Origin of the sequence: Butyrivibrio sp. INlla14 (assembly GCF_900102515.1) — a bacterium.
In the GTDB taxonomy this organism is placed as follows: Bacteria; Bacillota; Clostridia; order Lachnospirales; family Lachnospiraceae; genus Butyrivibrio.
Window position 1 is genome coordinate 128,611 of the sequence record NZ_FMVS01000010.1, and the last position, 16,707, is coordinate 145,317.

At 40.8% G+C, this 16,707-nt stretch carries 14 protein-coding genes; 9 read left to right on the forward strand and 5 right to left on the reverse strand.

What is annotated here, in order from left to right; all coding sequences use genetic code 11:
• The first annotated feature begins 45 nt into the window (after positions 1–45).
• From BLO53_RS08490 to BLO53_RS08500, 3 genes are read left to right on the forward strand one after another with little or no spacing between them, the layout of a single operon-like run.
• Positions 46–1,815: an alpha-galactosidase gene (locus tag BLO53_RS08490; protein ID WP_092060535.1), complete on the forward strand. Its 1,770-nt coding sequence runs from the start codon at positions 46–48 to the stop codon at positions 1,813–1,815.
• Between the two features lie 22 nt (positions 1,816–1,837).
• Entirely contained in the window at positions 1,838–2,242 is a 405-nt protein-coding gene (locus BLO53_RS08495; protein WP_092060537.1) for a hypothetical protein, read from the forward strand.
• Position 2,243: 1 nt separating this feature from the next.
• Complete coding sequence (locus tag BLO53_RS08500; RefSeq protein WP_242875347.1) at positions 2,244–3,371, forward strand: SLC13 family permease; 1,128 nt, start codon at positions 2,244–2,246, stop codon at positions 3,369–3,371.
• On the opposite strand, the gene BLO53_RS08505 is transcribed toward BLO53_RS08500, so the two are convergent.
• The 5 genes from BLO53_RS08505 to BLO53_RS08525 all read right to left on the reverse strand — a co-directional run bounded on the left by BLO53_RS08505 (position 3,355) and on the right by BLO53_RS08525 (position 10,145).
• A complete protein-coding gene (locus BLO53_RS08505; protein ID WP_092060539.1) occupies positions 3,355–5,049 on the reverse strand; it encodes a GGDEF domain-containing protein in 1,695 nt (564 codons plus the stop codon). The two genes, BLO53_RS08500 and BLO53_RS08505, sit on opposite strands and share 17 nt — an antisense overlap.
• On the reverse strand, positions 5,039–6,715 hold the full coding sequence (locus tag BLO53_RS08510) for a GGDEF domain-containing protein (protein WP_143003225.1): 1,677 nt from the start codon (positions 6,713–6,715) through the stop codon (positions 5,039–5,041). The genes BLO53_RS08505 and BLO53_RS08510 overlap by 11 nt, the downstream gene beginning before the upstream one ends.
• Positions 6,716–6,943: 228 nt before the next feature.
• Entirely contained in the window at positions 6,944–7,738 is a 795-nt protein-coding gene (locus BLO53_RS08515) for a TPM domain-containing protein (RefSeq protein WP_176757216.1), read from the reverse strand.
• A gap of 100 nt (positions 7,739–7,838) precedes the next feature.
• Positions 7,839–8,900 carry a hypothetical protein gene (locus BLO53_RS08520; protein ID WP_092060545.1) on the reverse strand — a complete coding sequence of 354 codons (1,062 nt, stop codon included), beginning with the start codon at positions 8,898–8,900 and terminating at the stop codon, positions 7,839–7,841.
• A 42-nt stretch (positions 8,901–8,942) separates the two neighbouring features.
• Positions 8,943–10,145, reverse strand: a complete 1,203-nt coding sequence (locus tag BLO53_RS08525) for an SPFH domain-containing protein (RefSeq protein ID WP_026490068.1) — start codon at positions 10,143–10,145, stop codon at positions 8,943–8,945.
• A 142-nt stretch (positions 10,146–10,287) separates the two neighbouring features.
• Here BLO53_RS08525 and BLO53_RS08530 point away from each other — a divergent pair, with 142 nt between their 5' ends.
• From BLO53_RS08530 to BLO53_RS08550, 6 genes are read left to right on the forward strand one after another with little or no spacing between them, the layout of a single operon-like run.
• Positions 10,288–11,844, forward strand: a complete 1,557-nt coding sequence (locus BLO53_RS08530) for an ASKHA domain-containing protein (RefSeq protein WP_176757217.1) — start codon at positions 10,288–10,290, stop codon at positions 11,842–11,844.
• Positions 11,845–11,898: 54 nt separating this feature from the next.
• Positions 11,899–12,069, forward strand: coding sequence for a DUF6472 family protein (locus tag BLO53_RS19195; protein ID WP_176757218.1), 171 nt, complete (start codon positions 11,899–11,901; stop codon positions 12,067–12,069).
• A gap of 50 nt (positions 12,070–12,119) precedes the next feature.
• Complete coding sequence (locus BLO53_RS08535; RefSeq protein ID WP_092060549.1) at positions 12,120–13,214, forward strand: ABC transporter ATP-binding protein; 1,095 nt, start codon at positions 12,120–12,122, stop codon at positions 13,212–13,214.
• Positions 13,211–14,101 carry a carbohydrate ABC transporter permease gene (locus BLO53_RS08540; protein ID WP_026490071.1) on the forward strand — a complete coding sequence of 297 codons (891 nt, stop codon included), beginning with the start codon at positions 13,211–13,213 and terminating at the stop codon, positions 14,099–14,101. The genes BLO53_RS08535 and BLO53_RS08540 overlap by 4 nt, the downstream gene beginning before the upstream one ends.
• A 20-nt stretch (positions 14,102–14,121) precedes the next feature.
• Positions 14,122–14,994 (forward strand): carbohydrate ABC transporter permease, encoded by an 873-nt coding sequence (locus tag BLO53_RS08545; protein WP_092060551.1) that lies wholly within the window; start codon positions 14,122–14,124, stop codon positions 14,992–14,994.
• A gap of 49 nt (positions 14,995–15,043) precedes the next feature.
• A complete protein-coding gene (locus tag BLO53_RS08550) occupies positions 15,044–16,636 on the forward strand; it encodes an ABC transporter substrate-binding protein (RefSeq protein WP_092060553.1) in 1,593 nt (530 codons plus the stop codon).
• Positions 16,637–16,707: the final 71 nt, after the last annotated feature.

Here is a 16,707-nt window from a genome sequence, read left to right on the forward strand (position 1 = left end):
CATGAAAGTCATCTTTTTGGGAAAAAACAAAAGGGGAAAGAGACTATGACACCAGACAGACTAGAAAAACAAGGACGTTTTGATTCTTTTGATAATGGGGAGGTTTTATTTGGTAAAAAGAAAAACCATCTTCCGGCTATGGGATGGAATAGCTGGAATGCATTTGGAAGCGGCAATACAGAGGCATTGACAAAGGCCATGGCAGATAAGTTTATTGAGCTTGGGCTTGATAAGCTTGGATATAAATACATTGTTCTTGATGATGGTTGCTACAAGGACAGGAGAGTAGATGGCAAGCTTTCTAATGAAGATATCAAGTTTCCATCAGGTTTTAAGGCACTTGGCGATTACATCCACGAAAAAGGCCTTAAGTTTGGTATGTACAACGATATCGGAACAAATCTCTGCGCAGGAGCAGAAGTTGGAACCTGTGGTCATGAAGCTGAGGATGCTAAGAGTTACCTGGAGTGGGGAGTTGATTTTCTCAAGGTGGATAACTGCTATTATCTCTGGGATAATGCCACCTTTTCAAATGCTGAAAATGCCAGATATACATTTGCCCCTAACATACGTGGAATGAGAATTGGAGAAGACGAGTTTTCCGTTATCTATGGAGTTCATGAAGGCAAAAGAGTCAGCGTGACAGGCATGGAGCTTACAGGAACAAGGGCTCAGAGAGAAGAGGACTATATAACCGGAATTGGAACCTTTGATGGTACTGGACCGGAGGCATCTCCTGTAGACGTTCGCTCAAGCGAGCTCGTATTTGTAGTGGAAGCCAATGAGGACATGGAAACAGATATTTCTGTAGAGTATGCATCTGGCAAAAGAGAAGGAGTAGGACAGTGGCTTGAAGTGGCTGTGGGAGATGAAATCTTTTACGATGATTTTCTGGAGGAGACTTCTTCAGAGACAGATTTTGTCTGGAGTAAAAAGATTACAATAAAACTCAAAAAAGGCAGTAACAGAGTCAGACTTATGAACCACAGACGCCAGGAGAATACTCTTAATTCCTATGCGAGACTTCTTAAGGAACTAAACAGACTTGACCCTGATAATGATATTATCTATTCAGCCTGCGAGTGGGGCAAGACTCAGCCTCAAAACTGGGCCTACAAGGTATGCGATTCCTGGAGGATATTAAATGATATTACTTTCAGAGTTGGAAGTGATGGAGACCCTGGAGTTGGAAACTGGACTGGAGATTATACGACAAGTGTAGCGACTCAATATAGCAAGGCAGTGATAATGGATGAGTTTGCAGGTCTTGATAAGGGCTGGAATGATCCGGATATGATGATGATTGGAATGAACGGCCTTAATGAGACCCAGTGCAAAACTCATATGACTATGTGGTGCATGATGAATTCACCACTTATGCTAGGACTTGACCTTAGACGAGTACAAAAGGGCGATAGCTTGTATAAAATAATTGCAAACAAGGCCATGATCTCCCTTAATCAGGATAGCCTTGGAATTCAGGCCAAGAGGGTATATTCATCTCTTTCTAAGGGACAGCCTGACCAAGAATATATAAGGGATATAGATAGAGTGGATATCCTTTGCAAGCCTCTTACAGGTAATAGATTTGCTCTTTCATTTATAAATGTAAGTGAAAAAGATGTAGATGAGACCTTTTCTATAAAGCTCTGTGATCTGAAAAAACTTATGGGTGACTGGATTTACAAGAGTGACAAGTACAAGGTAACTGACCTGTGGACAGGTGATGAAAGTGAGAATACCACAGGTATATTTGAAGTTAAGGGATTAAAGGCTTGCGATAGCGTAACTATCCTTGTAGAAGCTGATATCTGAAGGCTTTATGGAGGTTTTATCCATGACAGAAAAAGAATTTTTTGACAAATTGCTGCTGGCATATTCAGAGGAAATATCTGAAGATCTTCCGGGGGATGGACTTGGCTATTATCTTGAATATTTTCTCGACAATTATCCACCGGAGAAGCTGGAACTTAAACTTACCAAAAAGATAGCTGCCAGGATCATCCATGAATTTATGGTCAATATATTAAAGTGGCCTGACCTTGAGTGGAGGGAGGCCGGTAAGCTCAAGGATATCTATGACTGCAGGGTGTGTGCTGGTGCCATTGCTCAGGTGTACGAACGAGGGTTACTAGGGGAAGAACAGCCCCTGGTGTTTGGACTTAACAAGACTCTTTCTTCCGAAGAAGCAAAGGTTCTTATAGACAAATTTATTGAAAAGATAAAGGCGGAGGCAGCTTAAATTGAATTTGATAAAAAAGATAAAATCTGACCCAGTCTTATGTATTGCCTGGATACTTGCCATATGTTCAATGTTCCTGGTAAGGCCTGATAAAGAATATGCGGGATATATTGACTTTAGATCCCTTGGGATTTTATGGGGACTTATGGTAGTTATCCAGGGATTAAAGGATAATGCAGTATTTGAGAAGGTTGGAAATTTCCTTCTAGGAAAGGCCAAGCTCTCCTTCCAATTGTGCGCGGCGCTTATATTCATGTGCTTTTTCGGAAGTATGCTAATAACCAATGATGTGGCGCTTATTACTTTTGTTCCATTTGCTGTGCTTGTTTTAAAGAACTGCAATAGAGAGGATCTTCTGATTCCAGTGAAAGTGTTTCAGACTATTGCGGCCAATCTTGGAAGTATGGCAACACCTATAGGAAACCCGCAGAATCTATATCTCTATGGCGTGACAGGCATGTCCATTACCCGGTTTATAGGTACGATGCTGCCATATACGATTCTTTCTGGTATTCTTCTTGCGTTTTGTCTATTACTTCTTCCAGGAAAGATGGACAAAGTCAGTGTTTCTCAGGAAGCAGAGGTTGTGCAAAAGTTTGGAAGCAGAATACAGATTGCGGTATATGGAGCTTTGTTTGTGATAGCTCTTTTGGCGGTTCTTAGGATAATACCCTGGTACATCATGGCTGCCATTATTTTTGTAGTGGTCCTTGGAATGAATATCAACATTCTTCTGAGGGCAGACTATATGCTACTTCTTACTTTCATAGGCTTTTTCATATTTACTGGAAATATAGCCAGAGTAGCTGTTGTTAAAGACTTTTTAAGCCAAGTGACAAGTGGTCGTGAATTTATAGTTTCAGTAGTGGCAAGCCAATTTATTAGTAATGTTCCAGCAACTCTTATGTTGAGCGGATTTGCTGAGGACTTACAGGAACTTCTCATAGGTGTAAATGCAGGAGGTCTTGGAACGCTTATTGCCTCTATGGCGAGCCTTATTTCCTTTAAGTTTTTTACTGCAAGCTATAAAGAACACCAGGGCAAGTATATTTTCTACTTTACCCTGGCAAACGTGATCTTCTTAGCGGTGTTTATAGCTGTACATTTTATTATTACAGCCTTGGGCTGATACCTAGCTCATTGTGCATACGTCTCTTGTTTTCGTACATTCTCTGATCTGCTAAAAGGTATACATTGTGGGAGCTTCCATCGGGCGCTTCATGTTTGAAGGCAAACCCGACAGAGACGCTCCGTTTGTACTCTGTATATAGTGCGTTCATAACATTTAATGCGCTATTCATGCGCCCTATCAGAGTATTGATATCTTTGTTTCCTGCGTCTCGAATTATGACTATAAATTCATCTCCGCCAATTCGAGCACAGAATTCTTCTTCTCCAAATGTGTTATTTAATACCTTTGCAAAATCTTTGATATATTTATCCCCACTAGGGTGGCCATATTTATCATTGACTATCTTTAACCCATTTAAGTCTATGCTCAGAATGCAGTAATCGTCAGTGGCTTCATTTAATTCGGCCATAAGTTTGTCTGCTTTGGAACGATTCGGAAGATTTGTAAGGCCATCAGCATATGCAAGGTGAGAGAGGGAGGCATTTTCCTGTTTTTTGGCATAGCTGGCTGTAATATATACAAGATAAGTTGACAACTGGCAAACAGCAAACATAAGGCAAGCCAATGAAATAGAGAACTTGTTAAATGGCTGATAGGTAGGAATATGGAGCTGCTCCAGCAGATAAATTACCAAGTGGACTAATTGCCCTATTGCAAAGGTAAAAAGGCCTGTCATTTGTATTCTGGTATTTTCTGGCACGACTATTTTTTTTCTGATTATCATAAGGGCATAGACAAGTAGAACTCCGAAGCCGACAAGACCGGATATCTGGTAGACTATGAGAGTAAGCCGCATGTGTATGTTAAATATATAGTGAAGCGCATATTGGATAAACGGTACACCACAACATACCAGCATAATACCTGTATATAGGCGGTTGCCCTTGAAATTGCCTATATAGTATAGGATGACAAAGCAGTAGGGAACAACTAAATACATGGTAAAATATTCAATTTCTGTTTCTAATTCTGTGTATACAAAAAGGGATAGGATATTGTAATAGGTAAGTAACCATGCACTGAGATTTATGCAGAATAAAGAACCCAGTACAAGGCTTTTTATTTCTGCAACATAGCTGATAAATATTAGCCCAATGCATAGGAATGTAAGGCCAAATATGAACATGAAAAGACCAGTAGCTATTATTATGATATTATCCTGAACAAGTATTCCGGTTATATCCGGGTGAGATCCAAACATTGGTGCTTCAAAGTTTCCATAGCCATTGTCTTCAGTCATGTACATTTCAAAAGTAAGCTCTTTTCCTGAATAGTCAGTCGGCAGGGTAATGACGTGAATCATCTTCCCAAGAAATTTATCCTTCTGATAATAATCCATTCCAAAGTCATAAATTGGCTCGCCATCCAAATAAACTTTTAACGTGGAGTACTTGGATCTGAACAGAATAACAGGATTAGGAATATTGCCGGAAGGAAGACGATGCTTCATTATAAGGTGATCGTGCTTTTTGGTTTTCTGGTCATAGTATTTGTGAAAATGAGATAAGGAAACATTTGTCAGATGCACATCGTTAATACTCATATCCCATTGGCTGTTTAACGGAGTGATGCTATATTTTGGCTCATGTCGCAGAGCTATCATGCAACTGATGGTAGTAAGCAGGAAAATAGCTATGGAAACAAGTATATAAGGAAGCCTTTTTTTAGTGTTCATCTAAGCCTCCTTCCTCGGGATTTTTGCCCAGAAGATCATCATATAATCTGCCGAGAGTCTGTTTGTGATGAGTTTTCTTCATTTTGTACATTCGTGCATCGGCAAGAAGATATACATTCTGAGCTGTCGGATTATTACCAAGTATGTCGTCATTGCTGCTGGCGTGACCGTAAGAAGCAGAGTATTTGATAGGGGAGTCGGTCTTACTCCTTTGTTCCATGGTATTTACAAAGCTGGCTAGTTCTTTTTCAAGTTTTGCTTCGTTTATAAAAGGCAGAATTATTATGAATTCGTCGCCACCCATCCTTCCTAATAATGTAGCATCATAAAAACATCCCTTAAGAATATCTGCAAAACCGCTCAGTAGCTTGTCACCAGTTAAATGGCCATATGTGTCATTAGTATATTTGAGGTAATCCAAGTCAACACTGATAATAGTGTACGCTCCTGAAAGCTCAGCCAAAGTTAGCTCACACTTTGATCTGTTTGAAATTCCAGTTAGCACATCGGTATATGCTAAGCCCTCAAGTTTTTGTTTCATGTTCGAAGCATTGATATATTCTATGCAGTGGAAAAAGTAATTAAGTACTAAACACACAATAAATAAGAGACCGCCAACAGTAAGGAAATTTATGTTGGTGTTTACTTCTCCGGTGCTAACGTATTTCTGAATATTGAATTTGATAATATCAGTAACGGCGCAGCCAAGGAAAAGAACAAGTCCCAGAATCAGCATATTTGTTGACATGTTTCGTGTGTTGAACTCATCTGGATGAGCACGGCGTTCATACACAGCAGCTAGCAAAGAAACGATAATATAGAATCCTTCTACTAGAGCTATCAAATGCAGCGTGGATACAAAATTACATATATGTACTAGATTTGTCAGGTGCAATATAGCCGTGACTATGGCAAAACCATAGTTCACAATACCCAGAATAAGAGGGATACGTTTACCTCTTATTTGCCCGGCAAAGGTTAGAAATAGAAGAATTGATGCAGGCAGCTGGAAAAGAGATAAATATTCAAGGAATGTATAAAATGCCGGGGAGTCCGAAAAAGCCCAGAATAGATCATTGAAACACAAAATATAAAGACCGAGAAGGACTGATATAACACCGCTAAAGGCAATGCTAAGATCATGATTGCCTTTTTGTAGAAGGATTGGTGATAATACAAGTATCATAAAGCCGAACATCACAAGGAAAACTGCGATAGAAAGAGATAGCCTTCCATTTTGGACCATACTGCGGGTAATATCTTCCATAACACCAAGGGTTATTGGTGACATGCCGGAAAAAGCATTTCTTTCAGTGGCTGTAATGAGGATGGTCAGTTCTTTTCCGGGATAATCATCAGGCAGGTTAACAAAATGCTCAACCTTAGGAAGCATTTTGCCAGCCTCATAATAATCGTGTCCAAAGGTATATATGAGCTGACCGTTTAAATACACATCTATTGTGGATAAAATGCTCCTAAAATGGATTGTTGCAGGAGCCACATCGTAATCCTCAAGAGTTTTAGTGAGGGCTATAGTATCGCCTTTATTGGCCATTCCGATATCTGATTTAGATAGGACATCTGGTTTGAATGTGTCATTTGCATGGCTAATAGTCCAGCCATTTTCTAACTGGACCAGATGAGAATACTGTGGAGATTTATACATATCTGCACCCAAAAATCGAATGGCGCTGGCCAAGAGGACAAGAGCCAAAAGTGGGAGCAGAACAATACTTATCCTGTGCCTTGTTCTCAAGTTAAGCCTCCTATCATCTACCTATAAGTATACAATGAAGTGTTTAAATTGACACTTAATTATGTATAAACAAAATAAAAAAAACTCGCTTACTTGCAGTAGATACAAATAAGCGAGTTTATTACATTTTTATAAAGCTTAGAAATGACCATGGCTTCCGCCATGGGAAGAACCTGAACTTGAAATGTGCACCGAGCTTCCGCCAGAGCCGCCTGAACTTGAGCGCTCATCAGGAATCCTGACCTTAGAGGTGGATGAGCGCAGATAGGTATCCTTGTGCATTGTAAGATGCAGACCATTGTGACTCTGATAGCCTGAAGCAGTAGTGCTTGCATGAACATTTTTGAGGCTGCTGATCATTATAAAAATTGGGATCAGAGCGACTATCAAACCGATGCCAAGACATATGATCCCGACCTTTATAAGAGCCTGCGGGCTAGTGTCTTTAAAGTCAATATCATAGGGCTGTCCATTTTCGTACTGAGTGTAGAAATAGTCAGCAACTTCAATGTATTTGTTGAAGGCACCGTAGTAGTCGCCCTCACTAAGGAAGGGCCTCATTTGCTCAATAAGATATTCCTGACCATAATCTGTAAAGGCTTGTATGCCAGTACCACTAGTGGAAATTGCAAACTCTCTGTCAGCCATGCTCAGCATGAATAATACGCCTGAACCATCATAGTCTGCCTGAAATCCATTGTAGTCAAAGTAATCATCGACATAGTCCTGAATTGGACCGCTATGTTCATTGACAGTCAGGATAGCAATATTTGAGTTGTGCTTCTGGCTAAGTTCATTGAGCTTTGCTAATATATCCTCCTGATCAGCAGAAGAAAGTAACTCTGCATTGTCAAAGAGCCTGTCTTTTTGCCTGCTGGAGGGCTTGGTATAACTATCCCAGAGAATGAGGTCGCTTGCTTTAGCCTTAGGCACGGGGATAAGCATCATTCCAAGCAGGATAAACAGAAAAGCAAAAGCTATTTGTTTTTTTAATCGTTGTATTTTTTTCATAAAATATTTATATTACCTGATCCTATATCACAAAGTAGTAGATCAAAAATGAAATAACAGAGACAAGTGCTGCTATTGGTATATAGTATTTGACTGCCCGGGCAATACTGTATGGAAGATTACCTATAAATTTGCCAGACTGTCCATTCATGGCAAAAAGATAGTTGTTATCTCTCCAGGTAGTATTCAGGATATACACAGGGTACAGGGCATATTTGTGAGATGAACGCTCGATACCTGTGGTCTCGCCAAGGGGACGAAGGGATGAGTAACCATTTATCGTTCCCTTGAAATCTGCAATCAGAGAGTTCTTTATCCTGTTCATAGCTCTTGGCATATTCTCACTGGCAGAAACATTATATTTATTCGCAAGAAAACCTGCTAAATATCCCATATTAAAAGGAACCATCTCATTGTGATCAAAGGGTTCAAGAGAATCCATCAGGTCATCAGGCATTTCTTTGGATGCGTCAGCTGGAACATTCTCAAAATCTTCTGTTCCGGCTCTTCTTACATCGTAAAACTTGGTTTCTGTATATTCATAGGTGCTATCGCGCCAGTGTCTGACCTTCCTGCCTTCGTAGGCGCCAGAAAAAGACATGGTGGCATTATAAATCCAGAAAGGTACATATACACCTTTTATTTCATCTATGTGATTCTCGTCAAGGAACACCTTTGGCACAAGACGTTTGGATTTTACGTATTTCCTATAGGTGTTCATGGCGTCATCCTTGGTACATTTGAAAGGAATGATGTAGTCGGGCTTAAACTCTCCTGTGAATTTCTCACTTACAACCACGTTGTTACTGCAGAAAGGACATTTTGTGGATCCAAGAGATTCTGTGGCAAGAATCTCACCACCACAGGAACCGCACTTATAAATATAAAGCTGCTGACCATCATCTGTGGTGCTCTGATCAGTGTATTGATCAGCAGCTTCACCTGTGCTGTCTGAGTTATGATTGGCTACATAATCCTTAACATCAAATTCGGAATCACAATAAGGACATTTGAGCTTTTGTGTCTTAGGATTAAATTCCATTGCCCCACCGCAGGAAGGGCATTCATATTCGTGTAAAGCCATTGTTACCTCAACAATAAAACAGTTATTTAATGATGGCGTAGATTATTGTGGTCTTGGTGATCCGCAGTTAGTGCAGAAATTTCCGTTGTTAAGATTTCCACACTTACATGTCCAGTTAGATGCTGGTCTTGGCTTACCACAATTAGTGCAGAAGTTGCCGTTGTTAGCAGCACCGCAAGAACATGTCCATGCTGCGCCACCCTGAGGCATCATCTGAGGAGCAGGAGTTGGAGCTGCCTGAGGAGCTGCCTGCTGCTGGCCCATCTGGAACAACTGATTAGCGTTCATTCCGCCAGCCTGTCCCGCCATGTTCATGCCTGCAAATGCCATCATAGGGCCTGTTGCTGTATTTTTTGCTGCATCCTGCATTGCCTGAGCCTGAGCGCTTGCAATTGTAGCAGCTGCCATATTAGGATTTCTAAGAGCACCAGCTCTCTGAAGCTCTTTAATAGTAGCTTCGTCTTCTTCTGAAGCTGTAACAGAGCTAACTCCAAAGCTAGAAATCTTGATTCCGTAGAACTCTGTCCACTTCTTGGAAAGTATCTCATTAAGGGCATCTGCGATTTCTGTGGTGTGCCCAGGAAGAGCGCTGTAACGGATGCCGCTTTCTGAAATTTTGGCAAATGCTGGCTGAAGAGCTGTAAGAAGCTCAGTTTTGAGCTGTGATTCGATTCTGTCTCTTGTAAACTCACCGCTTACATTTCCACAAATGTTTTTGTAGAAAAGAACCGGATCAACTACACGATAGCTGAATTCGCCGTGGCACTTGATGCTAACGTCCATATCAAGTCCAATATTTGTATCAACTACGCGGAATGGAACAGGGTTAACTGTGCCATACTTGTTGCCAAGAATTTCCTTGGTATTTACGAAATAAACGCGCTGATCCTTGGCTGCTGAACCGCCAAAGCCAACTCTTTTTCCAAATTCCTTGAAGGAAGCTACAATATTTTCCCCAAGGTCTCCATAAAATACAGAAGGTTCTGTAGAAACGTCATATACAAATTCACCGGCTTCTGCGCAGATTTCAGTAATCTGTCCCTGATCAACGAGGATCATACACTGTCCCTCGTTAACGGCGATGATAGAACCGTTAGAAATTACATTTTCGTTCCCCTTTCCAGCTTTCTTGACGCCCTTAGTCAAAAGAACATCGTTTGAAAGTGCTGGACAATAAAAATAGTCTCTCCACTGATCAGCTAAAACACTGCCACCAGCTACTAAAGCTGCCTGTAAAAGTCCCATAAATATCTCCTTTCATACATAAAAAATCTAAACACACCTATTTTCGCACATTTTAGCGGAAAATGCACCTTTTTTAGTGTATTATTACCTTATGAAGACTAATAGTTTGCATATTACTATTAATACAGGAGAAAAGACTGTTATGTTGCAGGCTCCAAGAGGGAAACAGCTCAAGGGGCTTTTAAGTGATGCGGGAATAAAAGTGACCCTTCCATGCGCTGGAATGGGGCGCTGTGGAAAGTGCAGGGTAAGGTTTTTAAAAGGAGCGCCAAAGGCAAGCTTTCAGGACAAGAGTTTCTTGTCAGAAAAAGAGATAGAAGATGGTGTGAGACTATTGTGCAGGGCTGTTTTGACCGAGGATGCAGAGATAGTCCTTGAAGAAGGGCAGCTTAAAGAAGAAAAAATATATGCCGCTGGTAAGATGCTAAAAACCATGAAAAAGGACAATCCTGCTCCCGAGACTATGAGCAATTTTGGAGTGGCAATAGATATAGGAACCACTACTATCGGCCTAATGATAATTGGCATGAATCCACAAGGAGAGCAGTATATTTATGGTGTGTTTTCTGGAACCAATCATCAAAGAAGTTTCGGTGCAGACGTTATTTCAAGGATTGCGGCAGCAGGTGAAGGCCATGGAGATGAACTTTTTTGCCTTATAAGAGATGATATTTTAGAACTTATAGAAAACGCTCTGGCTAAATTCGGCGTTAATAAGCTTGATGTGATAACAATTACAGGAAACACTACAATGCTGCATCTGCTGCGGGGCTATGATGTTACTGGTCTTGGCAGATTCCCATATGAGCCATATTCTCTAAAACCAGAGAAAATAAGTGCTTTTGACCTCTGGGGAAACGATATCCCTGAGTATCTTAGACATGCAAGAGTGCTTATAATGCCGGGAATATCAGCATTTGTCGGAGCGGATATAGTAGCTGATATTTATGCAGCAAATATGATCAAAAAGAGCTACAGTGAACTTCTTATTGATCTTGGGACCAACGGAGAGATGGCTTTTTGGGATGGAAGTGAGCTTTTTGTGACATCCACAGCAGCAGGCCCTGTGTTTGAGGCAGGTGGTATAAGCTGTGGAATGGCAGCAGTTCCGGGAGCAATATCAGAAGTTTATATAAAAAGACCTCCGGATTCAGGCAGGTTTGAAGTAAAGCTTGGAACCATATTAAACAAGGAACCTGTAGGTATATGCGGCTCAGGGGTTCTTGAGGCAGTATCCGAACTTGTGAGAAATAAGATTATTGATGAGACAGGTCTTTTGACAGAGGAGTACTTCAGTGAGGGATTCCCACTTACAACAGAGGGAAAAGAAATAAGGCTTACTCAGAATGATATAAGAAATGTACAGCTTGGAAAGGCTGCACTTTATGCGGCACAGAAAGAGCTGTTAAAGGAGAAAAAGCCTGAATATATAGCAGTGTGCGGCGGGTATGGCGCATGCCTGATGGCTGAGAAATTAAGATATCTAAAGCTCTTCCCGTATGAAGAAAGCCATGTATTTGCTTCTCCTTACTCAGCCCTTTCAGGGTGCATGCTGCTTTTAAAGGCGGCTCTTAAGGGAACGAGCGAAGAAGAAAAGATCATAGCTGAACTTGATGATATAGTAAAAAGGGCCCACGTAGTTGAATTATCAAATAAGGATAATTTCACAGAAAACTATGTGGAAGCTATGAATTTTTGATGTATTATGATATGGGTGTCAAAAGTCAAAATGAATACATCCGGAGGTTTTTATATGATCTGTGATACATGTGCTAATTATGTCTATGATGAGGATTGGGAGTGCTACACCTGCATGGTCAATATGGATGAGGATGATTATTACCGCATGATGTCAGGTAGCAATAAAGAGTGTCCCTACTATCAGGACAATGATGAATATAAAGTGGTAAGACATCAGATGTAAGCGATATGTGGATGAGAGGAATAAAGAAATGCGAATGAAGAGGAAAAAATATGAAAATAGTTTTACAGCATGTAACTAAACGTTTCCCTAACAGGAACAAAAAGATAAAGGATGATGTGATCGCAGTTAATGATTTTAATTTTGAGATACCAGATGGCAAGCTAATAGGTCTTTTGGGCCCATCTGGCTGCGGAAAGAGTACAGCTCTTAACCTCATCTGCGGACTTGAGAAGCCATCTGAGGGCCGCATTTTCTTTGGCGATACAGATGTAACTGACCTTCCACCAGAGCACAGAGGAGTAGGCCTTGTTTTTCAGAACTATGCACTTTATCCGCACCTTACAGTAAGAGAAAACATAAGATTTCCACTTGAGAACTTAAGAGGAGCCAAAAAGCTCTCCAAGGAGGAAATGGAGAAAAAGGTACAGGAGGCGGCAAAGCTTGTCCAGATCCAGGACCTTTTAGACAGAAGGCCCAATGAAATGTCAGGTGGACAGCAGCAGCGAGTAGCCATAGCTAGAGCTCTTGTTAAGAGGCCGCAGGTGCTTCTTCTTGATGAGCCTTTGTCAAACCTTGATGCAAGGCTAAGACTTCAGACCAGAGAAGAGCTTAAGAGAATTCAGGTGGAAACTGGAATTACAACAGTATTTGTAACTCACGACCAGGAAGAGGCCATGAGTATTTCAGATACGATTGTTGTCATGAAGGATGGCGTGCTTCAGCAGATGGGACTTCCTCAGGATATATATGATGAGCCGGTAAATCTTTTTGTGGCAAGCTTTCTTGGAACACCTCAGATCAATACCTTTACGGGTGAAATCAAGGACGAAAAGGTTTATATAGGAGATGCGGCTGTGCTTGATGCCAAGGGAATTGCAGATGGAGATGTCTATGTGGCAATAAGACCAGAGGGCTTTATTATTGATGAGAACGGCCCCCTTGAATGCGACTTCCTAAATCGTGAAGTAATGGGACGAGACACTAGCTTTGTGGCAACTCACCCACTTTTTGTCGGTGAAAATATAAGAGCGATAATTCCTTCAGAGGAAACAAAGACAGCTGTTGATGGCAAGATCAGATTTTCGCTTAAACCCAAGAAAGTATGCGTTTTTGACGGAGTAACCAGAGAGAGGATCATGTTATGAAAAAGAACTTGACTGCCTGGCTATGTCTTTTGCCAGCAATAGCATTTCTTGGAGTATTCATGGTATATCCTCTTGTGGATGTACTTATATATTCCTTTGAAGAAGGCTATAACTTTGCTTCCCAGACCTTTTGGGGAACAGGTTTTTATAACTATTCCTATGTCCTTCACGATCCTTATTTTATCCAGGCTCTGAAGAACACCTTCATAATAGTTATAATCACAGTGCCATTGTCTACTGGAATAGCTCTTTTGATATCCCTGGGACTTAGTTCCATCAAGGCTTTGAGGGATTTCTTTCAAACTGTCTATTTCCTTCCATATGTGACCAATACATTGGCTGTAGGTCTTGTTTTTATGATTTTGTTCAAAAAAACTGCCTATTCCGATGGCCTTGTTTCGCTTCTTATACAGCTCTTTGGCGGTCCCTCTGTGGATTTCATCGATGGACCATATTGGGCCAAGATGTTTGTTATGTGCTTTTACACAATATGGATTGTTATGCCATTTAAGATACTTATACTTACAAGTGCATTGGCTTCAGTGAATCCAATGTTTTACAAGGCAGCCCAGGTGGATGCAACTCCTAAGTGGAGAATTTTTTACAAGATAACGCTCCCTATGATCTCTCCTATGGTCTTTTACCTGATAATTACAGGCTTTATCGGGGCTTTTAAGGCCTATAGTGATGAGGTTGCCCTATTTGGCACAGACCTAAATGCTGCAGGAATGAACACTATTGTTGGATATGTGTATGACATGCTCTATGGAAACAGTGGTGGTTATCCATCTTATGCATCGGCAGCAGCTTTGATACTTTTTTCCATAGTATTTACGATCACGACCATCAACCTTATGGTCAGCAGGAAAACTGTTCATTATCAGTAATAGCGGGGATTTGAGATCAGATGAACGAAAAAGCTAATAAAAAAATAGAGAAACAGGCAAGGATAAACGAGAGAGTCAGAAAGATTGTTATTTATTTTCTTTTGACGCTGTGGGGAGTTTTGGTGTTATTTCCCTTCTACTGGATGATATTGACTTCTGTAAAGGGGTACGGAGCCTACAATTCTGAGTATGTTCCAAAGTTCTTTACATTAAGCCCTACAACAGCTAACTATATTACAGCTTTTACTGCGGTGCCTCTGGCCAAGTACTTCTTTAACACCTTTATATTTACTGTTATCACAACCCTTCTGATGATGGTGGTAGTTGTTTTGTCGGCCTTCGCTTTTGCAAGGCTTGATTTTAGGGGAAAAGATATAGTGTTCTCACTGTTTCTTTCTCTTATGATGATACCTAACGAACTGGTTATCATTACTAATTATGTGACCATAACAAACTTAGACCTTAGAAATACTTTCCTGGGACTGGTGCTTCCTTCTGTAACCTCTGTCTTTTACATATATCTTTTGAAGGAAAACTTTGAGCAGATTCCTGAGGAGCTTTATAAGGCTGCCAAGGTGGATGGAACTTCAGACTTTAGATACCTTGTCAGAGTTATGCTTCCAATATCAAGGCCAACAATTGTGACGATCACAATACTCAAGGTCATTGAATGCTGGAATTCCTATGTTTGGCCAAGACTTATAACTGATGATCAGAATTATTTCCTTGTTTCCAATGGTATTCAGGAGATCAGAGAAAACGGTTTTGGACGAGAAAACGTGCCTGCTATGATGGCAGCAGTTGTGGTTATTTCAGTTCCCCTTGTTGTTTTGTTCCTGATCTTCAGGCATAAGATCATGGAAGGCGTAGCAAGAGGCGGCACAAAGGGCTGAGCAAGACAAAAACTAGAATTTATCTGCAGTAACTGTAACGGAGATGAAGATGAAGAAACATAGAATAATAACCGCAGTTCTGGGGGCTATGCTGCTACTTGGCGGATGCCATGGAGCCAAGGCATCTACGGACTTTACAATACCAGAAGAGTTTGATGAAACAAAAAAGATTGAGATCACCTTTTGGGCCAAAAATGATACAAATGTAACCCAGACAGCTATTTACAATAAGGCAATTGAGGACTTTCAGGCTTTATATCCTAATATAACTGTCAATATGAGGCTTTATACAGACTATGGCAAGATTTACAATGACGTTATCACTAATATTTCAACCAATACAACGCCAAATGTCTGCATAACCTATCCAGATCACATTGCCACATATCTTACAGGAAATAATACAGTAGTTCCACTTGATGATCTTTTTGCAGATCCTGAGTATGGACTTGGAGGAAGCAGATTAAAGTTTGATTCACCTTCTGTTTCAGAGATAGTACCTGAGTTTCTTGATGAGTGTATGATCGGGGAAAAACATTATGCAATTCCCTACATGCGTTCAACAGAGGCCTGCTATGTTAACAAGACATATGTTGAAAAGCTTGGATTTGAGCTACCTGATAAGCTTACCTGGGACTTTGTCTGGGAGGTTTCTGAGGCAGCCATGGCTAAAAATACAGATGGAACCTTTAAGGTAAATGGGCAAAACGTGCTGATTCCATTTATCTACAAATCAACAGATAACATGATGATTCAGTCCCTTAAACAGCTTGGAGCAGACTACTCTGATGCTGATGGGAATGTCCTTTTGTTTAACGACGATACAAGAAATGTTCTAAAGACAGTTGCGGAGCACACAAAGACAGGGGCCTTTTCGACCTTTAAGATTTCTGGATATCCAGCCAATTTCCTAAATGCCGGACAGTGCATATTTGCTATTGACTCTACTGCAGGAGCTACCTGGATGGGATCCAAGGCACCCCTTCTTGATATATCAGCTGATAAGGTTGTGGATTTTGAGACTGAGGTCATGGCAATACCTCAGTATGATCCAGAGAACCCCGTGATGATATCTCAGGGACCTTCGATATGTGTGTTTAACAAAAAAGATTCGCAGGAAGTTCTTGCATCCTGGCTGTTTGCGCAATTTCTTTTGACCAATGATGTTCAGATAGCTTACTCAGAGACTGAAGGCTATCTTCCTGTTACAAAAAAAGCGCAGGATGCACAGGAATATCAGGATTATCTGGCAAAAGAGGGTGAGGATAACGACCTTCATTACGATGTAAAGATAAAGGCTGCAAAGCTTTTAATGGAAAATACGGGAAACACCTTTGTAACACCGGTATTTAACGGTTCTGCATCGGTCAGAGATGCTGCAGGACAGCTTATTGAGAACGTTACTAAGTCTGTTAAGAGAAAAAAGACTGTGGATGATGCTTTTATAGATGGGCTGTATGAGGATGTTAAGTCTTTGTATCATCTGGATCAGGGAGGAGCTTCCGGAGTTTCAGGTGGAAAAGCAGACCTGGGAAAACTTCCAGTTGCATCGGTATGTCTTTTGCTGGGGCTAGTAATTACCTGGGTTTTGATAGGCGTCTATGCCCTAAGAGAGAGGATAAAATCAAAAGATAGACAATAAATGTTTGTAATTAGTGCATATTGTTAGTATAATTCAATTGTTTATGAACGAGCAGGAATAGGCCTGCCCGT

Excerpts from the sequence above, each read along its gene's own strand:
- BLO53_RS08490 (WP_092060535.1), top strand. The coding sequence starts at position 46 with ATGACACCAGACAGACTAGAAAAACAAGGACGTTTTGATTCTTTTGAT.
- BLO53_RS08495 (WP_092060537.1), top strand. The coding sequence starts at position 1,838 with ATGACAGAAAAAGAATTTTTTGACAAATTGCTGCTGGCATATTCAGAG.
- BLO53_RS08505 (WP_092060539.1), bottom strand. The coding sequence starts at position 5,049 with ATGAACACTAAAAAAAGGCTTCCTTATATACTTGTTTCCATAGCTATT.
- BLO53_RS08510 (WP_143003225.1), bottom strand. The coding sequence starts at position 6,715 with ATGTATAAATCTCCACAGTATTCTCATCTGGTCCAGTTAGAAAATGGC.
- BLO53_RS08520 (WP_092060545.1), bottom strand. The coding sequence starts at position 8,900 with ATGGCTTTACACGAATATGAATGCCCTTCCTGCGGTGGGGCAATGGAA.
- BLO53_RS08525 (WP_026490068.1), bottom strand. The coding sequence starts at position 10,145 with ATGGGACTTTTACAGGCAGCTTTAGTAGCTGGTGGCAGTGTTTTAGCT.
- BLO53_RS08530 (WP_176757217.1), top strand. The coding sequence starts at position 10,288 with ATGTTGCAGGCTCCAAGAGGGAAACAGCTCAAGGGGCTTTTAAGTGAT.
- BLO53_RS19195 (WP_176757218.1), top strand. The coding sequence starts at position 11,899 with ATGATCTGTGATACATGTGCTAATTATGTCTATGATGAGGATTGGGAG.
- BLO53_RS08535 (WP_092060549.1), top strand. The coding sequence starts at position 12,120 with ATGAAAATAGTTTTACAGCATGTAACTAAACGTTTCCCTAACAGGAAC.
- BLO53_RS08540 (WP_026490071.1), top strand. The coding sequence starts at position 13,211 with ATGAAAAAGAACTTGACTGCCTGGCTATGTCTTTTGCCAGCAATAGCA.
- BLO53_RS08545 (WP_092060551.1), top strand. The coding sequence starts at position 14,122 with ATGAACGAAAAAGCTAATAAAAAAATAGAGAAACAGGCAAGGATAAAC.
- BLO53_RS08550 (WP_092060553.1), top strand. The coding sequence starts at position 15,044 with ATGAAGAAACATAGAATAATAACCGCAGTTCTGGGGGCTATGCTGCTA.